The 20,677-nt window shown below is 44.6% G+C and carries 19 protein-coding genes; 11 read left to right on the top strand and 8 right to left on the bottom strand.

What is annotated here, in order from left to right; translation table 11 throughout:
• Positions 1–3: 3 nt before the first annotated feature.
• A complete protein-coding gene (locus T538_RS0111120; protein WP_031533845.1) occupies positions 4–807 on the bottom strand; it encodes a LicD family protein in 804 nt (267 codons plus the stop codon).
• A gap of 107 nt (positions 808–914) precedes the next feature.
• On the opposite strand from T538_RS0111120, the gene T538_RS0111115 reads away from it, so the two are divergent.
• On the top strand, positions 915–1,562 hold the full coding sequence (locus T538_RS0111115; protein WP_031533846.1) for an HAD family hydrolase: 648 nt from the start codon (positions 915–917) through the stop codon (positions 1,560–1,562).
• A gap of 363 nt (positions 1,563–1,925) precedes the next feature.
• On the opposite strand, the gene recG is transcribed toward T538_RS0111115, so the two are convergent.
• Positions 1,926–4,028 (bottom strand): ATP-dependent DNA helicase RecG, encoded by a 2,103-nt coding sequence (gene recG, locus T538_RS0111110; protein ID WP_031533847.1) that lies wholly within the window; start codon positions 4,026–4,028, stop codon positions 1,926–1,928.
• A gap of 10 nt (positions 4,029–4,038) precedes the next feature.
• Positions 4,039–4,596 carry a DJ-1 family glyoxalase III gene (locus T538_RS0111105; protein ID WP_031533848.1) on the bottom strand — a complete coding sequence of 186 codons (558 nt, stop codon included), beginning with the start codon at positions 4,594–4,596 and terminating at the stop codon, positions 4,039–4,041.
• 86 nt (positions 4,597–4,682) lie between these two features.
• Between T538_RS0111105 and T538_RS0111100 the strand changes: the two genes are divergently transcribed.
• From T538_RS0111100 to T538_RS0111085, 4 genes are all read left to right on the top strand, one after another.
• Positions 4,683–5,570, top strand: coding sequence for an NAD kinase (locus tag T538_RS0111100; protein ID WP_031533849.1), 888 nt, complete (start codon positions 4,683–4,685; stop codon positions 5,568–5,570).
• Positions 5,571–5,583: 13 nt separating this feature from the next.
• On the top strand, positions 5,584–7,269 hold the full coding sequence (locus T538_RS0111095) for an ABC transporter ATP-binding protein (RefSeq protein ID WP_031533850.1): 1,686 nt from the start codon (positions 5,584–5,586) through the stop codon (positions 7,267–7,269).
• Positions 7,270–7,274: 5 nt separating this feature from the next.
• A complete protein-coding gene (locus tag T538_RS0111090) occupies positions 7,275–7,766 on the top strand; it encodes a hypothetical protein (RefSeq protein WP_031533851.1) in 492 nt (163 codons plus the stop codon).
• Positions 7,767–7,850: 84 nt separating this feature from the next.
• Positions 7,851–8,354: a hypothetical protein gene (locus T538_RS0111085; protein ID WP_031541249.1), complete on the top strand. Its 504-nt coding sequence runs from the start codon at positions 7,851–7,853 to the stop codon at positions 8,352–8,354.
• 144 nt (positions 8,355–8,498) lie between these two features.
• Here T538_RS0111085 and T538_RS0111080 read toward each other — a convergent pair whose 3' ends face one another.
• Positions 8,499–9,401, bottom strand: a complete 903-nt coding sequence (locus tag T538_RS0111080; protein ID WP_155993138.1) for a hypothetical protein — start codon at positions 9,399–9,401, stop codon at positions 8,499–8,501.
• 211 nt (positions 9,402–9,612) lie between these two features.
• Between T538_RS0111080 and T538_RS0111075 the strand changes: the two genes are divergently transcribed.
• The 5 genes from T538_RS0111075 to T538_RS0111055 all read left to right on the top strand — a co-directional run bounded on the left by T538_RS0111075 (position 9,613) and on the right by T538_RS0111055 (position 16,787).
• Entirely contained in the window at positions 9,613–12,414 is a 2,802-nt protein-coding gene (locus T538_RS0111075) for a porin family protein (protein ID WP_031533855.1), read from the top strand.
• 83 nt (positions 12,415–12,497) lie between these two features.
• A complete protein-coding gene (locus T538_RS0111070; RefSeq protein WP_031533856.1) occupies positions 12,498–13,718 on the top strand; it encodes a DUF418 domain-containing protein in 1,221 nt (406 codons plus the stop codon).
• A 1-nt stretch (position 13,719) separates the two neighbouring features.
• Positions 13,720–14,751, top strand: a complete 1,032-nt coding sequence (locus tag T538_RS0111065) for a hypothetical protein (protein ID WP_034539057.1) — start codon at positions 13,720–13,722, stop codon at positions 14,749–14,751.
• Between the two features lie 35 nt (positions 14,752–14,786).
• Positions 14,787–16,379 (top strand): leucine-rich repeat domain-containing protein, encoded by a 1,593-nt coding sequence (locus T538_RS0111060; protein ID WP_031533858.1) that lies wholly within the window; start codon positions 14,787–14,789, stop codon positions 16,377–16,379.
• A gap of 72 nt (positions 16,380–16,451) precedes the next feature.
• The gene (locus tag T538_RS0111055; RefSeq protein WP_031533859.1) at positions 16,452–16,787 is read left to right on the top strand and encodes a hypothetical protein; all 336 of its coding nucleotides are present in this window, start codon (positions 16,452–16,454) and stop codon (positions 16,785–16,787) included.
• A gap of 485 nt (positions 16,788–17,272) precedes the next feature.
• Here T538_RS0111055 and T538_RS0111050 read toward each other — a convergent pair whose 3' ends face one another.
• From T538_RS0111050 to T538_RS17780, 4 genes are all read right to left on the bottom strand, one after another.
• Positions 17,273–17,710: a hypothetical protein gene (locus tag T538_RS0111050; protein ID WP_031533860.1), complete on the bottom strand. Its 438-nt coding sequence runs from the start codon at positions 17,708–17,710 to the stop codon at positions 17,273–17,275.
• A gap of 142 nt (positions 17,711–17,852) precedes the next feature.
• Positions 17,853–18,185: a hypothetical protein gene (locus T538_RS0111045; protein ID WP_031541245.1), complete on the bottom strand. Its 333-nt coding sequence runs from the start codon at positions 18,183–18,185 to the stop codon at positions 17,853–17,855.
• Positions 18,186–18,224: 39 nt separating this feature from the next.
• On the bottom strand, positions 18,225–19,058 hold the full coding sequence (locus tag T538_RS0111040) for a phage capsid protein (RefSeq protein ID WP_155993136.1): 834 nt from the start codon (positions 19,056–19,058) through the stop codon (positions 18,225–18,227).
• A gap of 78 nt (positions 19,059–19,136) precedes the next feature.
• Complete coding sequence (locus tag T538_RS17780; RefSeq protein ID WP_051656044.1) at positions 19,137–20,240, bottom strand: ATP-dependent Clp protease proteolytic subunit; 1,104 nt, start codon at positions 20,238–20,240, stop codon at positions 19,137–19,139.
• A 209-nt stretch (positions 20,241–20,449) separates the two neighbouring features.
• Here T538_RS17780 and T538_RS17205 point away from each other — a divergent pair.
• On the top strand, positions 20,450–20,677 hold a 228-nt coding region (locus T538_RS17205; RefSeq protein ID WP_031540851.1), incomplete at its 3' end, for a hypothetical protein.

Raw genomic sequence — 20,677 nt, 5'->3', positions numbered from 1 at the left:
TTTCTACTCGTTATCTAAGTCGGGCATAATGAACACGCTGTGAATGTCGCGCTTGTCCTCGGGCGGCATCTGCATATAGTTGCGATAAAGTTTCTTCAGATAGGCATCGGTGTCGTGCGGCGCGCTGAACTCAACGCCCTCGAACATTATCTTGCTTGTCGGGAAGATGTCTTTCCGCTCCTGAACCATGCCGTGCCAGTTGTTGCTTGGCAGACAGCAGAAATACTTTTTGTTCTTCGGAAGGCAATGCCATATTGTCTTCAGCAGCATATTCTTCAGACCGAAATAGAACAGTTTGGCTGTGTTTTCGAGCGAATAATAGTGCTTGCCGTGCAGAACGCAGTATGCCACGCACATTCCGCGCAGGAAAGGTCTGCGCACACAGTTCGGAAGGCTCGGATAGTCGATGTACGGAAAAATATCAATAAACAGTCCCTTCTGATAAGGAAGTTCGAAATCGTCGTCGTACTGGACGTAGAACGACTTTTTGTCAACAACCTTGTAATGCTCAAAACGGTACGAAGGGTCGGTATCCTTGCTCTGCACAAACAGATACTCGGGAAGTTCGGTCTTGGCAATCTCGGCAAACTTCTTCAAATCGTCCATCGGCATGGCAATATCCATGTCGTCGTCCCACGGAATAAAGCCCCCGTGACGCACCGCACCGAGCAGACTTCCGGCATCGAGCCAGTAGCGCAGTCCGTGGCGGTCGCAGATGTCTGCTATTATCTTCAGCATCTCCAACTGCTTGAGTTGCGACTTGCGGAGATTGTTCTTGTTATACTGTTTAAGATATTGGTTGTACATTCTTCTGAAAAAGAAATCTTACTTTATCGTTTTTTAAATTATGCAAAATTAAGAAAATAATCGCAAACGAGTTGCGATTTGCTCAAAGTTTTGCTTTCTTTGCACAAATGAAATACAAAGCAGTAATTTTCGACCTTGACGGAACCCTGATGGATTCGTTAAAGGATTTGGCAATAAGCGTTAATCATGCTCTGGCTTGCATGAACATGCCACAGCACACAATTGAGGAGATAAAACAGTTTGTTGGAAACGGAGCAAGAAGGCTGATTGAACTGTCGGTAGAGTCAGGCTCGTCTCAGGAGCAGATTGAGGAGTGTTTTTCGCTGTTCAGGCAACATTATGCGTGCCATTGCATGGATTATACATGTCTGTATAGTGGTATTCAAGAACTTCTTGAGAATCTGAAAGATAATGGCGTTAAGTTGGCAATCGTATCTAACAAACCGCAGTTTGGTGTTACGGAGTTGTACAAATCGTTTTTCAGCAGCACGATTGACGTTGCTATTGGCGAAGCAGCCCCTCTGCGACGCAAGCCATACGCCGACATGGTTGTGGAGGCTATGAAGCGACTCGGCGTGAAGCCCGAAGAATCAATCTATGTTGGCGACAGCGATGTTGACATAATGACGGCCCGAAACGCCAATCTTCCGTGCATATCGGTTCTGTGGGGATTCCGCGACAAGGATTTCCTGACAAAAAACGGCGCAACGATTTTTGCCGAGAAGCCAAGCGACATTATGGATATTGTAAAATAAAATTTCAGGAATTGAGAGAAAGTTGAAAATTGAAAGCAACTAAAATTTCAATTTTCAACTTTCAAGTTTCAAAAGAGCTCCCCGTATCTTGAACGAATCTTGAACGTATTCAGAACGTACTTTGAACGAACCCTGAACGTATCTTGAACGTACCTTCCGGCTTGCTACCCCGTAGCTACCCCGTTCCTACCCCGTACCTTCCGGCTTACTTGAAGCATACTTGAACGTAAGTTGCGGCTTGTAAAATGCTACTTATCGGCTTTCAATTCTCAATTTTTCATTGTGAATTAAATAGCTTTTTCAACTTTCAATTCTCAACTTTCAAGCTCCCATTGTCAATTGTCCATTGTGAATTGTCAATTGCTAAGAGATTCCGCTCCAATCAGCATCTTCTTTCTTTAGCCTGCGAAGTTGCTTTACGAAAATTGCGCTCTCGGGCGATGCAAGTTGCGGGTCGGCATCGAGAATCTTCGAAGCCACGTTGCGGGCCAGTTCAAGAAGCTGACCGTCGCGCGTGATGTCGGCAATCTTCAGGTCGAACGCCACTCCGCTCTGCTGAGTGCCTTCCAAATCGCCCGGACCGCGAAGTTTCAAGTCTGCCTCGGCAATCTCGAAGCCGTCGCTGGTGCTCGTCATTATCGATATTCGCTTTCGGGTGTCCTCGCTCAGTTTAAAGCCGGTTACGAGGATGCAATACGACTGGTCTGCACCTCGTCCAACGCGTCCGCGCAACTGATGCAACTGCGACAAGCCGAAGCGTTCGGCATTCTCAATAACCATTACCGAGGCGTTCGGAACGTTCACTCCCACCTCGATTACGGTTGTTGCAACCAGAATCTGCGTTTCGCCGCTGGCAAACTTAGCCATCTCGGCATCTTTCTCGGCAGACTTCATCTTGCCGTGAACCATGCTTATCTTGTACTCCGGAAAGACTTCCTGAATATGCTTGTAGCCGTCTTCCAGATTCTTGATGTCTTCCATCTTTTCGCTCTCGCTTATGAGCGGATAGACGATGTACACCTGCCTTCCCTCCTGAATCTGCTGACGTATTCCGCTATATAGCGGACCACGCTTTGAGTCGTACTGATGAATGGTCTTTATCGGTTTTCTGCCCGGCGGAAGTTCGTCAATAACGCTCACGTCCAAGTCGCCGTAAAGAGTCATGGCAAGCGTGCGCGGAATAGGCGTTGCCGTCATTACCAGAATGTGCGGCGGAACAACGTTCTTTGAGTACAGTTTTGCTCGCTGCGCCACTCCGAAACGATGCTGCTCGTCAATAACGGCTATGCCGAGGTTTGAGAACTGTACGGTATCTTCGATAAGCGCATGAGTTCCGACGAGGATATCGACCTCGCCCAGACGAAGGTCGGTAAGGATTTTCTCGCGTTTCTTGCCCTTCACGATGCCCGTCAGAAGCTCAACGCGGACAGGCATATCGCCCAAAAACTTGCGGATTGTTTCGAGATGCTGCTCGGCAAGAATCTCTGTCGGCGCCATTATGCACGCCTGAAAGCCGTTATCTATTGCCAGAAGCATGCACATAAGGGCAACGAGCGTCTTTCCGCTGCCCACATCGCCCTGAACAAGGCGGTTCATCTGCTTGCCCGACTTCATATCGGCATGAACCTCCTTTATTACACGTTTCTGCGCTCCAGTTAGTTCGAAAGGCAGTTTATCGGAATAGAACGTGTTGAAAACCTTTCCTACGCGATTGAAGATGAAGCCCTGATATTTCTGCTGGCGGTCTTTTACAAGCCTGAGGATATTCAACTGGATATAGAAAAGTTCCTCGAACTTCAGCCTTGACTGAGCCTTGCGCAGGACATCGTGCGACTTTGGGTAATGAATGGTTCGCATAGCCTCATCGTACGAGATGAGATGATGCTCGGCTATAAGCCACGGCGGAAGCGTCTCCTCGAGCGGCTCTTTCAGCACCTCAATCATCTTTGCCGTGAGGCGTTCCATGCCGCGCGAGTTCAGCCCCGCACGTTTCATCTTCTCGGTTGTGGGATAGAAAGGCTGCAATCCCATCGTCGAGAGCGAAATCTTCGAAGCCTCGTCTATATCGGGGTGAGTAAGGTTTATGCGCGAGCCAAACAGCGTAGGCTTGCCAAAAACGATATACTGAACATGGCACTTGTAGTTCTGGGTTACGAATTTTATGCCCTGAAACCACACAAGGTCTATAACGCCCGTGCCGTCGCTGAAATGAGCCACGAGCCTCTTCTGCCGCCCTTCGCCAAAGGTCTCGAAACTAAGAATCTCTCCCCTAACCTGAACGTAAGGCATGTTGTCCTCAAGTTCGTGGATGTAGAAGAGTCGGCTTCGGTCTACATACTTGTATGGATAATAATACAAAAGATCGAGCACCGAACGGATTCCAGCCTCCTTGTCCAGCACACTTGCCCGCTGCGGACCAACGCCCGGCAGGAACTTGATATCCCAGTTTTCCAGATTCTGTGCCAAGAATTCCGGTTTAATATTCAAAAATCATCTGAGCCTTCATCTCTGCCGCTCTCTCGGGCGAAACGTGGCGAGCCACAAGCGTATAGCCCAGTTCGAGAGCCGCACCCGGACCTTTGGCTGTTACTATGTTTCCGCACTCTTCTACCAGGCTGCCGGTGTGTGTTGCGCCACCCTCAACAAGGTCTTTGTCGAAGCCCGGATAGCATGTTGCCTTCTTGCCTTTCAGATAGCCTTTGTGAGCAAGGATTGAAGGTGCTGCGCAGATGGCAGCAATCTCCTTGCCGGCGTTGTAATGCTTGTCAAGAAGATTCATCAAGCCTGAGTGAGCCTCGAGATTGAGCGTTCCGGGCATTCCGCCGGGAAAGAAAAGCACATCGGCATCGGAGAAATCGCCCTCCGAGAACTCCATATCGGCAACGACCTTAATGTTGTGCGCACCAGTAACCGTGTTGCTTCCGTTTACAGATACGGTTTTTGTATTGAGTCCGGCACGTACAAGACAGTCCACAACAGCCAACGCCTCGACTTCTTCAAAGCCGTCGGCAAGAAAAGTGTATACAGTATTCATATTTATTAAAGTTTATGCAAAAATAATTAAATACATGCACCAAACCAAAAGAAAAGTATTATTTTTGTGCAGTAGAAACACGCTTTATGAATAGTAACAGACTAACATTCGCCATTTTCGGTAACACATATCAGAAGAAGAAATCGTCTTCAATAAAACTTATCCTCGACCATCTGAACAAGCGCAACGCCGATGTTGCGATAGACAAGGATTTTTACGTTTATCTTAAATCGGAAGGATACGACGACATTCCGTGCGCAACGATAATCGAGGGCAACGACTTCAAGGCTGATTTTGCCATAAGCATGGGCGGCGACGGAACATTCCTTCATGCCGCAAGCCGCGTGGGCAACAAACGGATTCCGATTATCGGCGTTAATATGGGTCGCCTCGGATTTCTTGCCGACATAGGTCAGGAGCAGGTAGAAGAGGCTCTCGACAACGTCTTTACGGGCAACTACGAGGTTGAGAAGCGTAGCGTTCTATGCGCCCAGACCGACGACACCCGACTTCAGCATTTCCCTTACGCACTCAACGAGATTGCCATCCTGAAGCACGACAGCAGTTCGATGCTGGCAATCCATGCGCACATCGACGGAATGTATCTCACAACTTATCAGGCTGACGGACTAATCATCAGCACCCCTACAGGTTCAACGGGCTATGCCCTCAGCGTTGGCGGTCCTATTCTCACGCCGTCATCACACAGCATAACCATGTCGGCTGTTGCTCCGCACTCGCTCAACATACGCCCTATCGTGCTTAGCGACGAGAGCGAGATAACTCTCGAGGTTGAGAGCCGCAGCCGCAACTATCTGCTTGCCATAGACGGCAGAAGCGAGAGCCTTTGCGACAGAGTGAAACTAAGACTAAAAAAAGCCGACTACCCTATCTTGGTGGTCAAGCAGAAGGGACATAACTTTTACGGCACTCTGCGCGAAAAGCTGATGTGGGGAGCCGATACCCGACAGTAAATCTTTTACGACTATGATTAGCAGGCTAAGACTAAAACGAGACGACAGCATGTACTCGGTCAAGCAGATATCGCTTTGGCTGCTCAACTGCTGGAAGGGCTATCACAAGATGTCTATCATCAACACCGCCACCGGACTGGTGAGTGTTGTGCTCTCGCTTGCCTTTGTGTGGGCAAGCAAGAGGGTTATAGATACGGCAACGGGCGACTACAAAGGCAGTCTGCTAACCGCCGGCTTGTGGCTCGGCTCGCTCATCGTTGCCGAAATAATTCTGTTCATCATTCAGCGATGGGTGCGCAACAGTCTTGGCGTACGCACGCAGAACTCCATTCAGCAATATTTCTTCAGACATCTTCTGCACAGCGAGTGGCACAGCAAGAAGACATACCACAGCGGCGACATTCTGAACCGTCTTGAACGCGATGTTACCGACGTGGTTGACATTCTTACGCAGACAATTCCTGCCACCATCGTGGTCTTCTTCCAACTCGGAACGGCATTCTGGTTCTTGTGCCTCATGGACTCGTCGCTGGCATGGGTAACCGTCGGAATCCTGCCGGTTTTCATCATCATGAGCCGTCTTTACATGCTAAAGATGAGGTCGATAAACAAGAATGTGCGCGAGAGCGACAGCGCGATACAGAGCATTTTGCAAGAGAGCGTGCAGAACCGCATGGTGCTGAAAACGCTCGAACAATGCGACAACACCATCGTAAAGCTCGACAAGCGTCAGGGCATTCTGCGTTCGCAGATTATGGACCGCACGCGATTCTCTATCTTTGCCAACACAACGCTTTCTATCGGCTTTAGCGGCGGATATTTCATAGCCTTTATGTGGGGCGCATACCGATTGTCGGAGGGCGAGATAACCTTTGGAGTGATGACGGCATTCATGCAGCTCGTGGCACGAATACAAGGTCCTGTGCTCAACATAACGCAGCTTATCCCTACGTTCATATCTGTTCTTACGGCGTGCGAGCGTCTGATGGAACTCGAGGAACAGCCTCTCGAGGCCGACGGCGAGCCACAGAAACTTGACGACAAGGGCGGCGTAAAAATTGAGAACCTGACATTCCAATACAATCCCGAAGAGAACTCGAAGAAGGTTCTCAACAACTTCTCGTACTCTTTTCCGCCGGGAAGTTGTACGGCTATTCTTGGCGAAACGGGTTCGGGAAAGACCACGCTCATACGCCTGATGCTGGCACTTCTGCACCCTACAAGCGGACGGATAACGGTCTACAACGACCATCAGGAGTTCGAGGTAAACGCGCTTACGCGATGCAACTTCGTCTACGTTCCGCAAGGCAACTCGCTCTTTAGCGGAACGATACGCGAGAACATGCTGATGGGCAGACCCGATGCCACCGAAGACGACATACGCACGGCTCTCGGATATGCCTGCGCCGACTTTGTGTATAAACTTAAGGACGGACTCGACACCCGATGCTCCGAAAAGGGCGGCGGACTGAGCGAAGGTCAGGCTCAGCGAATAGCCATCGCGCGCGCCCTTCTGCGTCGCGGAAGCATTCTTCTGCTCGACGAGGCAACAAGCGCACTCGACTTGGAGACGGAGAAGAATCTTCTGCAACGACTCACGCAAGGCGAGCACGGCAAGACGCTTATCTTCGTTACGCATCGCCTCGCCGTAATGGAATATTGTAATCAGACTCTAAAAATTGAAAACAGAAAAGAATAACAATCATGAATAAAAAGATTTTTCTGCTTATTGTTACTTTGATGCAGTTCTGTACCGTTTCGGGACAGAACAAAAATGTTGCTTGGATTGAAAGCAAATTTGTTGACAATATTGTTTACGACAGAAAGGCCGATGGAAAATATCTGTTTCCCGTCGAAGGCTTTCAGATGGAGAACGGAAAGCTGTTCATTCTGGCATATAATGGCGAGATTACTCCGCTAAAATACAAGAAAACAGCCACCGACTACGAGATTGAAAACTTTGGCAGTTACATAAGCGAGTTTTCGTGGTCTGAAAATCTCGAAAGTCTGTACCGGAAAGCCGTCTTTACTTTCCGTTACGATAACGAGGATATCTGCCTTACCATAAAAACCGCAAAAGGCACGGAAAAACGCCGCTACGTCTGCGACCTTGGCGGAAGCCGCTTTGCCACAATACTCGAAGCAAAGGGCTGGCTGCTCGACATGCTCGTACCAAACATCTTCGAAAACGAATAATAAACTTAAGGCGAATAATAAATCTTCGGTTACTAATATAAGAAAACAATCTTTTCAACCTTCTTAATTTAAAATTAAGAGAGTATGGGCAAAAAAATAATAAACATAATTGTGATTTGGTTTGTGGCTAATTGTTTTTTTAGTTGCGATTCGCCACTACCCAATGATTGTGACTATTATTATTCTAATGGAACAATTGGTAAAATAATCGAAGGCTCTATTTGTGCTGATGGAACTTTCTCAATGGAGACGTTGATATATCCAGATGTTTTAAGGAATAATGTAGAAGAGTATGATGACTACATTCTTGCTTACCAAATACCATATATTGATGAGTCTTATGAATGTTTTGTACTCGATTCGGCATTAAATAACAATCATAAGTTTATACATTATCGAGATAGTATAAACCAAAGGATTGATAAAATTCGTAAGCTGAAAGAGTGCTATTGGATAATACAAAAACGAACAAAAAAGGTTTATGGTCCTTTAACAAAGAGAGAGTATGACAAATTGTGTAATAAACTTGACGTCGAAAAGAAAGTAAATGATGGCAAACATATAAAAATCTATTGGACGGGACGTTAGAAATAACAGGCAGTTTTTTCTTCTATAACAAATTAGATAATCCCGAACGAATCCCGAAGGCATCCCGAACAATCGCAGTTTGAAAAAAACATAAAAAAAAGAGACAAACATTTGCTTTGTTTGTCTCTTTTTCTATATCAAAAACTACTCAGGCGACTGATAGAACGTATCAGACAAACCGCCGTCGGCAAACGAGCCGTCTTTTATCACAAACGATGCGTAGTTTGTGCCTTCTGCACCGAAGTTAGCCGTGTATAGCGTTAGCACGCCGTTGCATAGAGTGGCAAGGTCTAATTGCAAACCATGAAACTCGCCCTCGTCGTCGACTCGCCAAACAGACTCATCGTTCCACGCGGCAGGAAAATCTTTTGTGGCAAGCAAAGAGCCGTTTTTACAGAGAGCCGCAACGCCAAGAGCCTCAGCACCTTTATTCACAAACTGCACGTTTACAAACAGATACTCACCCTTTTCGCCAAAGGTCTGCGACGACACAACTGACTTAATCTTACGACCGTATTTCTTCTCCAGCGCAACTTTTATATCGGCAGTTGGGGCTGATTTGTCTTTAAACGGAAGAATGTCGTTCTGCTTCAGAAACAAATCGTCGACAAGAAGCGCGGCGTCCCAAATGGCATCCCACTCGTCTTTTGGATTTTCGAGCAACTTGCCGCTATCCATCGTGTAGAGCCATCCCGAAAGGTTGTCGAAATTGCGGTAACTGTCGCGCCCCGTGTTCATTTCGGCATTTTCGGGCTGAAAACGGAGAAACGATACGGCATGCGGTTTTCTTTTGTAGATAACGAACTTGTATTTATTTAGCGAGTCGGGGGCAGAAGGCTTTTCGTCCTCGTCGAAACGCTGGCGGAGCAGGAATTTCTCGCCGTAGACATCACAAACCACATAGACGGGCGGCATAGGCTTGGCGGTTTCGGCTGTCGTTTCTTCTACCCGAGGCGAAGCGTTCTGACTATCGGTTGCGTTCTGCTTTGACGTGTTTACACACGAAAACAAGAACAAAGCGAAAAATGGAACAAGGAGCTTTTTCATAATCATTATTCTTAAAAATCAGCCGAAAGATAGCAAAAAAGTCGGTAATGCGCAAATTATCAGCACAAAACAGAAAGAAATATTTTTTCAGTCTTCTGTACTACGAAAAAAAACAAAAAAACAAGCTCTTGAATAATTTTCAAAATACAAAATAAATATATACTTTTGCAAATAATTAACCAAATTTAACCAAACCTTAACTTTAAAATTTATGTCAGAGAAAAAATTTATTAAACTACTCTTTTGCCTTTGCTGCCTATCGGCTACAGCCTTTGCACAAAAGCAGAAGAAGGTAAGTGTAGAACAAATCAACATCTATGCCGAAGACTCGTTTACGCGAAAGGCACTTCCGGCATTTGTCACACTTATGAAAAGCGACTCGACCGTCATCGATACGGTTACATGCACGATTATTGATAACTATTATTCGTATGGAAAGCTCTATGTTCCGAAGATTTCGGGCGAATATATTCTTCGAGCCGAATATCAGGGATACAAGCCTTGCGTAAAGAAAGAAATCTTCGACTTCTCGAAGAAAAGCCGATACACTAATAGTGTTACGTTCCAGATGAAACGCGCGCCAAAAGAACAAGCCGACAGTCTGTGGACTCTCGGAATGGACGAGGTGGTTGTAAAAGGAACACGACTGCAAGTGGCATATCGCGGCGACACGCTGGTGTACGATGCCATGGCCTTCAACATTCCCGAGGGCGAGATGCTCGATGCTCTTGTACGACGACTTCCGGGAGCTGAACTGAAAAGCGACGGATCGGTCTTCATTAACGGAAAGAAAGTTGACTACATAACTCTTAACGGAAACGATTTCTTTAAGGGCAGCAACAAGGTTATTCTGGAGAATCTGCCCTACTTTACCGTAAAAGAACTGCAAGTGTACGAGAAGGAGAAACCTCACGAACCGAAATACAAAGACGGAAAGAAGAATACCGACTATGTTATGGACATTGTGATGAAACGCGAATATGCTGTTGGCAACATAGCAAATGCCGAGGCTGGACTGGGAACTGACGAACGCTGGAAGGGAAAGATTTTTGGAATGCGCTACGACGATTTCTCGCGCATATCACTCTTCGGCAACATTAACAACGTTAACGAAAACCGAACTCCGGGAAACGATGGCGACTGGTCGCCACAAAAGCAGCAGCGCGGACTGCTAACCACCAAGCAGGCAGGAATGAACATGAACCTTAACAACAGGAAGAAGACTTTCACGCTCGACCATTCTGCGCTGCTTGAATGGAAAGACGAAAACAATACGCAGAACACGCGTAGCGAAAACTTCGCTTCGGAAGGAACGATTTTGGGCATTTCGTCGGCTGCCAGCCGCTCGAAAGATTTTAAATTCAACGACAAACTTAACATCACATACAATACAAAGAAGAACTATTTCTACTTCGACACCGAAATTGGATACAACAACATTAACAATTTGAGCAGTTCTACCGATTCGACTTTCGACAAGAAGCTGATAAACAGAAATCTGACTCAGAATAAAAAAGAAAGCAGAAATATCGAACTGAACGGAAATTTGAGTTGGGTGAAAAGTTTTGACTCGCCATACTCGCTGAATGTTATCGGAGCATACTATTACAGCAAAGCCTTGCGAGACAAGGACCAGTCGCTGCAAGATATTCTGTATAAAAACTCAAATACAAGCGATGCGCAGAATAATTACGGCGACGCAAAATCAAAAAATTTCTATTACGGTCTTTTTTTAGATAACTCTTATAATTTGGAGGCATTCAATCTGTCGCACACACTCTCATACACCCAAAGCGAAAGCGAACAGAACAGCAAATTCTATCAACTATACGGCTACGGAGACAGATACAAGAACGAATTTATACTGCCATCTACCGCCGACTCTCTTCAGGCAGCAATCGACACACACAACAGTTTCGAGTTTATCACGCGTAGTCACAATATACAAAACTCATTCAACATAAGTTACAAATTAAAAGACACGTACATAAACCTTTCTGTTCCAATCCGTAATACACACGACCAAATAAGATACAAAAAAGACGGACTCGACACTCTGGCGCGACGTAACGATGTTTCTTTCAGCCCATTCTTTAACATCAGATATAAATGGAACAGAAATACGCTGGAGTCTAATTTCTTCACATACAAAAACCAACCGGATATGGTAAGCCTTATGCCATCGGCAGATACAAGAAATCCGCTGTACACCACTCTTCCCAACCCAAATCTGAAAGCCAGTAGGCACACAAGATTCGACATTAGGCTGGACATGAACGGCAGAGCTATGAAGCCTTCGTTGTGGCTGAAATTTAGGCACATCATACAAAGCCAATCCATAGGAAACCGCCGCAACTACGATACCGAGACAGGACGCAGCACATCGATGCCCGACAACGTAAACGGTAACTGGAACTCTTCATTGGCATTTGGAATAAAAGGCCCGCTCGACAAACAGCAACATTGGCGATACAACATAGACGCAAACACCAACTTTATTCATAGCGTCGACTTTGCCATTGCCTACAACGGCGCAGAAAACCAGCTGAGCCGGGTAAACACTTTCCTTCCAAGCACAAAGTGTAAACTAACTTACAGCAAAAGCGATTTTACGGTAGATGCTACGGCTAAATTCTCGGGCAACTTCAGCCACGAACAGATTTACGGAGAACGTGACATGAGCGTATACGAATATCAGTTTGGATTGGCAACCCAGTACACATTCCCGATTCTGAAAACAACGATTGCCACAAGCATCAACCTTTACTCGCAAAATGGCTACAAGAGCAACGAAATGAACTCGAACGACTGGATTTGGAATGCCACGCTCTCACGTCCGTTCCTTAAAGGAATGTTCGTGGCAAAGGCCGAGATGTACGACATTCTTCACCAACTATCGGCACGCTCGTACTATGTAAACGCACAAAGCCGCGTAGAAACGCGCTTCAATAGCATTCCGCACTACTTTATGTTCTCGCTCAGCTACCGATTGGCAAAGAAGCCTAAGAAATAATCATCAGAAACTCTGCATATTCTCATTCTGGGATATGCAGAGTTTGCTTTTTTCTGATAACTTTGTGGCAAAATTTATTCTGAATGAAAGCCGAAAACACATCTCAGCCCGTAAAGAACCGCATCGTTACGCTCGATGCCCTAAGAGGATTTGCCTTGCTTGGCATAGCCCTCGCCAACTTTCCGGAGTTCTCGCTCTGGACATTCCTCGACCACGAAACGCAGATGAAAATGCAAACAGGCTCGCTCGATGCCATTGTACGATGCCTGCAATATCTGCTCGTAGACGGTAAGTTCTACACAATATTCTCGGTTCTCTTCGGCATCGGATTCTACATCATAATCTCTCACGCCATACAACGAGGCGCAAACGGCTTCAGAATCTTCTACCGACGGATGCTGATTCTGCTCATCATCGGTCTGGCGCACCTTATGCTTCTTTGGAGCGGCGATATCCTGATGCTCTATGCCGCCATCGGAATGTTGCTTCCGTTGTTCAGAAACTGCAACCCAAAGACGCTTTTGTGGTGGTCGGGCTTCTTCTTTCTTCTGCCCACGGCGATAGAGGTGTGGCGCGCGGCATCGGGCATCAATCCTGCCGACATGCTCTATTCTGCTTGGTGGAACACGGCATCGGCATACGGCATTGGCGAGGAGAATTTTGCCGGCTGGCTACGCGATGCCCAGTCGTACAAAGAGATGAACGCCTTTCTGATGCAAGGCGCGGTTGAACGTATGTGGGAATTTGTGTCGGGACAGCGGTATTTCAAGGTTCTGGCTCTTTTTCTTGTGGGCTTTTACGTTGGCAAGCGTCAGATTTTCAGCAATCTCGAAGCGCACTCCGAATTACTCCGAAGAGTTACTAAAATCGGCTTTGGAATCGGACTGCCAATGTCTTTCATCTACGCATGGAGTTCTATGTCGGGCGAGCCTCTCGGTTCTATTCTGCACAGCCTCATCTACACGTTGAGCGTGTATCCAATGGGCTTTGCCTATATGTCGGGCTTCAGTCTGCTCTATCTGCGCCATCGCAACAACCGCGTGTGGAATATGCTCGCCTACCCCGGACGAATGGCTCTGACGTGCTACATAATGCAGTCGGCTGCCGGCATCATTTTGTTCTACGGCATCGGCTTCGGAATGGGAGCAACGGCAGGACTTACCTTCAGCGAGTTTGCAGCCACAGCCGTCTTTGCAGCCGAGACCGCTCTTTGCGCCTTGTGGCTAAAGCATTTCAACTTCGGTCCGCTTGAATGGATTTGGAGAATGTTTACTTATGGAAAATGGTTTAAAATCAGGAAATAAGATGAAAACGACGAGAGCACTCATTATGCTGATTGTAATAGCAACAGCATTACTTTCGTGCAGAGAGAAACAACCGAATAAAACGACAGAAAACGTCAGCAAAACAGACACAATCAAGAAAGAAAATCTTACAGAACTTGTAACCGAACTGACAGAACATATTGCCGACCACGGTATGCCCGAAAATGCCGAAGATTTCTATACAGAAGAGTACTACTATCTTTTGGAAAAGACGTGGAAAATCATGGCTTTCTACCACGATCTCGATTATGAGTGCATGTATTATTTCATCGAAAGCAACGGAGGCTGCCCCGCAACACCTCCTTACAATCACAAGGTTAATATCATTTCGACCAAAAATTACGGCGACAGCATGACTGTAGAATTCGACTATATTCATAGCATTGACTACATCGACAGGCACACAATCAGACTAAAAAGAAAAGATGAAAGCTGGATTATCAGCGACTGGGACAACACCAAGGAACTAATGAAAGAAATCATCAACGAGACTTTTCACACTCCCGACTTGGGCTTTGCAGAAGCTATTGGAGATGTGAAGAGAATCGAGTATATTTCGTCGAAAGAATGGGCAACTTTCGACCGCGACGGCAATCTTACAGCCTACAAAACTGATTTTGCAGAGACTCACAATATTGATAAAGACGGAAACATAACCGAAGTACCTTCGGGCGGAAACGCAACAGTTAAAATAGAACGCAAAAACGGCTACATAACAAGTATTAGCGATGACTCGGGCATGAAAAAGACTATTGAATATGACGACTATAACCCTTACTTACGCGCTATAACTGATGAAAGCGGCAGAAAGGAATATGTAGACGGATTCGACAAAAATTTCCAAATAACCTTCTACAAGAGAAATGAAAAAGGAGAAATAGAAAAAGCAACCGACGCACCTCGCTCCGAAATATTAAAATATGACGATCACGGCAACTGGACGAAGCGTAAACTTCTTGGCTCAATTGAAGAACGAAAAATAGAATACTACAATCCGATAATTTTTCATTAAAACATTATTTTTGCAAAAAACTAAGACAGCAAAAAATGAAAAGAATTATAATCATTTGCGTATCGCTCTTCTGCCTGGCACTTGTAATCTGCATCGTGCTGGGCATCTCGCACTCATCGAGCGTTTTCCATCATAATGCTTCGAAACTTACAGAAGAATACACGGGAGAATACGACTATTTTTATCATTCACGAAAGATGCTGAAAGATGTTCAGGAGAGTCCGACAGAATTCGTGACACCAGACGACCTCACTAAAATAGAAGAAAACACTTTTGGCAACTATAATGAATTGCGCAAAATTTACATTTCAAGAAATATCAGAAATATCGATGCCAAGGCATTCATACATTGCAACAACCTCGATTCTATTATTGTTGACAGCCGTAACAAATACTACATCAGTCGCGGCAACTGCTTAATTGAGAAAAGCACCAACACGCTGGTTGTAGGCAGCAAGAACAGCATTATTCCAAAAGGTGTGACAACCATAGGCAAATATGCTTTCAGCGGTTGCCGAGGACTGAAAGACATCGAAATTCCCGAAGGAGTAACAACCATACAATCTTCATGTTTCGACAGATGCAAGGATTTGGCAAGTATAAAAATACCAAAGAGCGTAGAACGGATTGATTCAGGCAACGTTTTTAGCCAATGTACCAATCTAAAAAGCATAACGGTTGACAAAGACAACCAATTTTATGACAGCCGCGACAATTGCAACTGCATAATCAGCACACACGACAACACGATAATAACAGGCTGCAACAACAGCATCGTGCCAAAAAGCGCAAAGGCAATAGGCAAAAATGCTTTCAGAGGTTGTACAAAACTCAGCCAACTTAACATTCCTGCCAATTCTGTCAAGGAAATCGGCATAAACGCCTTTGCTGATTGTAGCGCTCTGAAAAGAATAATGCTTCCCGATGGAGTAAAAGAGATAAAACCTCTGGCATTTGCCAACTGCCGCTCCGTAAAAGAGGTTTTCATCTCAAAAAGTGTAGAAAGAATAGGAATAGAATACATTATAGGACTCCAAGGCTTGGCAAACCACGAGGTGGCGATGCGCGATGTGTTCTTGAACTGCGATAGTATCAAGTCGATAGTAGTAGACAAGAGAAATCCTCATTTCAATAGTCGCGAGAACTGCAACTGCATAATCAAAGGCAATCTGCTGATAAGAGGCTGTAACAACAGTTCCATTCCCGAAGGCGTGGAATATATCTCGCCAAATGCCTTCAGAAACTGCAATGATATATTGACCCTGATTTTTCCAAAATCGTTGCGTAGCATAAGCGTACACGCTTTCTACAACTGTTCGAATATCAGAAAAATTGAATGTAAAGGCAACAGAATTATAGAAATATACAATGATACGTTTGTGCCCGATTTGTTTTTTTACAAAAAATGCTATCTGTTCGTTCCTGAAAACATGATAAGAAAATACAGAGAACACAAACTTTGGGGACACTTCGGACATATCGAAAGCATAAAAGTCAGTAAGCCATTATTTACCCGAGAGCTGCTTATCAACATCGCCTCGACAGGTATGCTTCTGCTGCTCGCAGTCATAATTGTAATCAGACTAATAAGAGGCCGGCGAGAGAAGATAATATACCGACGCAAATAAATACCACTCCCCTATGCAAGCTTTTGTGCATTCGTGCATTTACTATAATAGAAAGCCAAAAAAAATAAGCAAATGAACTTGTCAAAAATCAGAAAAAAACTCCTTGTAATGGGCATCGCAGCCCTCACACTCACTTCTTGCAACATCACCGAAACCAACGAACTCGGGAAGTGGGAACCTATGGTATGGGAAACCGGAAATCCGCCCAAGAAAGTAGCCGGAACAAACTCTGTTCCGTCAGCCGGAGGTGAGTTTATATTTTACTGCGTCAACTATGAGCCTTGGTTTGAAGGAGCTGTGGCTAATGGTAAATATTACAATCCGCCACGCGAAAAAAACGACTTCATAAGAACGGAAAAACGAAAGAGACGGAAAAACAGAAAAACGAAAGAGACATCTATTCTGTAACTATCTAAAAATCAACCGCTTTTAATTTGTAAGTTACTAAATTTTGTCTATTTTTTATTGCTACTTATACAAGAAAACAGACTTTTTTTACAGAAAGACTTTATTTATATAATATGCTGATTTACAAATATTTAAATCTGTTAAATCGCAAATATTAAACAACTTTGTAACAAGTCAAAAAAGCGAATGGGGTCACAATGGACAGACCCTTTTATAAATTATTGATACATAAATAGTTAGTTATTTTCTTGCATAAAAATGCAAGAAAATAAGCATTTTAATACATTTTTGTGCATATCTATTCATTTAACACTAAAACGTATTTGTTAAACCTATGTAACAAAGCGTTTATTTTATAAAAACGCATTAAAATGAAAAAATATATATCATATAACGGCGGTGTTTAATTACAATTAAAAAACGGCTGTTATATTGCCTTGTCGCTGCTCGTTCGTCACCAACAAGGCAAACAAGAACAAGCCATTTTAAACAGCCTTATTTCTTGGTTTCTTTACTCCCATTATATTTTGATTTATACAAGCCTTAAAGCCCATTGTTAGAAAGCGTTTAAATCTGTGAACAACGGCGGCTTGCTGTGCCTTGGTTATCTCGTTAAACAAGCCCACGGAACGCAAGGCAGTAGTATAATGTTTGTTTGTCTTGAAATACTGGTTGTAAGCCTTAGAAAATAGCAAAAATTCTGTATACCAGTCCGTTATTATCTCGGCGGATATTGCATGGGTGCTATGGCTGTTTACATAGGTTGTAAAATATTCAAACGTTATTCTGCCTTTACTTTGTTTTCTTAAATAATCAAAGGCTCTGCGCCGCCTTAAATATAGGTTATCAAGTTCGGCGGTTTTTGCCTTAATTTCGGCATCTATTGCAGCCACACGGGCATTATAAAATTGTTTAGTATTCATTCTTTCTTTTTAATAGAACGTTAAACGAGCAATAAAGGCTCGTTTAACGCTTGTTTTTCTGTTGTGTCTTACTCCATATCTAAACAGACATAACAAAGCCTAATTTCGGCATCTATGACGGCGAAAAGACATTGTTTTTTGTTTAGTCGTTTACTGGCTTGCGTTTAGGTTGTTCAAACATTGTAATGGGTTCAAATCTTTTGTTGTCCAGTTCGAGCGACAAATTAAGGTCGGGAAGTTCTTTTCCTCGGTTCTCTCGTAAAATGTCATATATTGTTTTTTCAGCCAAAAAAAACTCATTTTCAGACATTTGTTTTACTGCAATATCAAAGCGGATTAGCAAAGTATCTGCAAGGTAGGCGAAACGCTTACACACGGCAATATTACGCCGTCTTTTTAATTCTTGATTTCTCATAATTAACAGAATAAAAACGGCGGCGGCATCATCACCACCGCCGCCGAAAAGTAACAACAATAATAACCTAAAATATATGACTACAAACAAAAAAAAGCCTTATGAAATGTCGCTGACGATTACACCAATACCACGACCATCGACACGACCAGCGGCGAAACGCTTTTCAAAGTTTAGAGCATCACCACGCAACAAAGGGTCGTTTGCTCTGTGGAACATCGCCGTATTGCCGTCTGCCTTGTACGCTGAACAAGTGCAGAACACAAACGAACTATCGGCTTTATCGGCTACGGCTGAATCTTTCGCCAACTTGCTAAACACGCCGTTTTCATACTTGTATTTCGTTGTCGCTGAACTGGTGAAGATGTTGAAGCCCGCAAAGCGTTGTGGCTCGCCGTTCTGTAAGTCCGTGATGTTCTTAAATGTCTGAACATCAAGCAACAACAAATCGCTAAAATGTTTTGGCGATAATACAAGGTTTCGCCCCTCTTGAGGGTAGTCCAAATCATCGAAACGCTCTTTAATTGCGATAATGTCTGCAACAGTCAAGCGTTTGCGGCGTGTATTCGTTCCTGTACTCACGGCTGCACCAGTTGTAAGTATTACTGGCATTGTTGCGCTCTGGCTGTCGTTCGGGCTGCAATCGTACAAGGCATCAAGGGCGACCGCCTTTCTTATTGTGTTGCGGTGCTGTTGTATGATGCTTTCCATTTTGTCGTAACTTGTTTCTATTGCATCGTCAAGTTGTAACAACTGCGGACGGCTTGTATATACGTCCAGAGTCTTGTCCGTAACACTGTCAACTCTCGGCGTTACATCGTTATCGGTATAAACGCCGTCTTTGTTCTTGTCTATTGTAGGGTCTGCGCCTATTACTGGAATGTGTAGAACATCAGCCGAAACAAAAGCTGAATAGTCCGTAAAATAGCGCAAAAAATCATCGTTCGGGTAAAAGTTTTCGTTAATTTGATTTACCCATAATTCTTTGTGGATTGCCATTTCTTTTTTTCTTTAAAAAATTTTGTTATTACGTTGTTTTTCTCTCTCTATCAGTGCATTAAATAAATTAGGGCGTTGCCTTAAAAGTTCGGGGTTGTTCTTTCTCAACTCGTTCAAGTTCAATTCATTGCCGCCGTTGCCGTCCTCGATGAAATCAGAAACACGGCGTTTATAATTGAGAACTTTTGCCGCCAGTTGTGGCGACTGGTTAAACCATTCAAACAAGCGGTTTTTCTCCTCGGCTGTGTACTTCTTCAGCGACCATTCATAAGTTTGTAAGAAATCCGCCCATTCTGCTTTGTTGGCTGTGGTTCTGCGTTCCTCGTCCGCTCGCAAACGCTTAACAATTCGGTTTCGCTCGTTCTTGTCGGCGATGTCGGCAAATGATAATAACTCACGGCTTGAAATAACGCCGTTTTTAGCCTTGTTTTCAAGGAATGTAATATAATTATACCTTTCGTCCGAAATACGTTCTATTTCGGCGTATATTGCAGCATCAGACAAGCCCGAAAACGCCGTAATATTACGGAGGTCTGAAAAGGCATATTTGCCGTTCTTTTTGTGCTGCTGCAACATTAGGCGGTTATATAAGTGGGTGCTGCTCTCGTCTTGTTCTGTCGGCTGCTGTCCGTCCTCGTCTGGCATCAGTGCCGCCGCCAAACCCATTTGAACGGCTTGTTCTGCTGTTATCCATACATCTACACCGCTGAAATACTTTGTTTTTACATCTGTTAGCGGTTCACCTGTACGAGCCGCCACCAGTCTAACAAGTTCATCGTTTAGTTGCTCGCAAACTTTCATTGTTTGGCGCATCTCTGACAAACCGCCGCTAAATGTACCCGAAACTTCGTGCAGCATCAGACGGGCGTTGCTATACATAAACAAAGGGCGACCGCATATTGCCACAATAGCGGCGATACTTGCCGCCACGCCGTCCACTATAATACGGCTTTTCTCTGTTTTTTTCAGGGCGTTATAAACAGCAAAACCGCCGAACACTGAGCCGCCGTTGCTGTTGATGTGCAGTTCAAATTCTGAATCTTGGTTCTCGGTTATTACTTGAACAATTTCGGCGGTGTTTTCCTCAACATCGCCATATAAAAAAAGTTTTTTCATCTCTTTGTTTTTCGGCAAAGGTAGTCTATTTATCCATATAACCGATATTTTTTTCTTTTGTCGTTCCTGTATGGAATTTATAACCCTATAAACGGAAGAGGGTGTGTCAAAATAGGCACATCCTTTTTTTATATCAAAGCCCCGACTTTCTCAAGCCAGGGCTTCGTTATGTCGTAAAGTTTTCGTATCTTTACAACATGCAATATAAAATGCAACAAAGATACCACTTTCGTCCGTATTCTCCAAATCAGACGATACTTTTTCCTCAGAGAATCGACAAGGACATTGCCCAGGACGACCCAGTCCGTCTTGTGAGCAGCGTAGTTAACAGTTTGGACTTGAGCGGTCTTCGCAAGCTGTACAAGGAGCGTGGCCGCAGCCCTTACGACCCGAAGATGCTTCTGGCCGTAGTCATCTATGCCTACATGAACAACATA

Origin of the sequence: Bacteroides sp. Ga6A2, from assembly GCF_000702225.1 — a bacterium.
In the GTDB taxonomy this organism is placed as follows: domain Bacteria; phylum Bacteroidota; class Bacteroidia; order Bacteroidales; family Bacteroidaceae; genus Ga6A1.
This window is presented reverse-complemented; position numbering and strand designations above follow the sequence as displayed.

What these genes read in the sequence shown, in the direction of transcription:
- T538_RS0111085 (WP_031541249.1), top strand. Translation starts at nt 7,851, where the DNA reads ATGGGCAAAAAAATAATAAACATAATTGTGATTTGGTTTGTGGCTAAT.
- T538_RS0111105 (WP_031533848.1), bottom strand. Translation starts at nt 4,596, where the DNA reads ATGAATACTGTATACACTTTTCTTGCCGACGGCTTTGAAGAAGTCGAG.
- T538_RS0111095 (WP_031533850.1), top strand. Translation starts at nt 5,584, where the DNA reads ATGATTAGCAGGCTAAGACTAAAACGAGACGACAGCATGTACTCGGTC.
- T538_RS0111055 (WP_031533859.1), top strand. Translation starts at nt 16,452, where the DNA reads ATGAACTTGTCAAAAATCAGAAAAAAACTCCTTGTAATGGGCATCGCA.
- T538_RS0111120 (WP_031533845.1), bottom strand. Translation starts at nt 807, where the DNA reads ATGTACAACCAATATCTTAAACAGTATAACAAGAACAATCTCCGCAAG.
- T538_RS0111115 (WP_031533846.1), top strand. Translation starts at nt 915, where the DNA reads ATGAAATACAAAGCAGTAATTTTCGACCTTGACGGAACCCTGATGGAT.
- T538_RS0111050 (WP_031533860.1), bottom strand. Translation starts at nt 17,710, where the DNA reads ATGAATACTAAACAATTTTATAATGCCCGTGTGGCTGCAATAGATGCC.
- T538_RS0111060 (WP_031533858.1), top strand. Translation starts at nt 14,787, where the DNA reads ATGAAAAGAATTATAATCATTTGCGTATCGCTCTTCTGCCTGGCACTT.
- T538_RS0111070 (WP_031533856.1), top strand. Translation starts at nt 12,498, where the DNA reads ATGAAAGCCGAAAACACATCTCAGCCCGTAAAGAACCGCATCGTTACG.
- T538_RS0111075 (WP_031533855.1), top strand. Translation starts at nt 9,613, where the DNA reads ATGTCAGAGAAAAAATTTATTAAACTACTCTTTTGCCTTTGCTGCCTA.
- T538_RS17780 (WP_051656044.1), bottom strand. Translation starts at nt 20,240, where the DNA reads ATGAAAAAACTTTTTTTATATGGCGATGTTGAGGAAAACACCGCCGAA.
- T538_RS0111090 (WP_031533851.1), top strand. Translation starts at nt 7,275, where the DNA reads ATGAATAAAAAGATTTTTCTGCTTATTGTTACTTTGATGCAGTTCTGT.
- T538_RS0111080 (WP_155993138.1), bottom strand. Translation starts at nt 9,401, where the DNA reads ATGAAAAAGCTCCTTGTTCCATTTTTCGCTTTGTTCTTGTTTTCGTGT.
- T538_RS0111100 (WP_031533849.1), top strand. Translation starts at nt 4,683, where the DNA reads ATGAATAGTAACAGACTAACATTCGCCATTTTCGGTAACACATATCAG.
- T538_RS0111065 (WP_034539057.1), top strand. Translation starts at nt 13,720, where the DNA reads ATGAAAACGACGAGAGCACTCATTATGCTGATTGTAATAGCAACAGCA.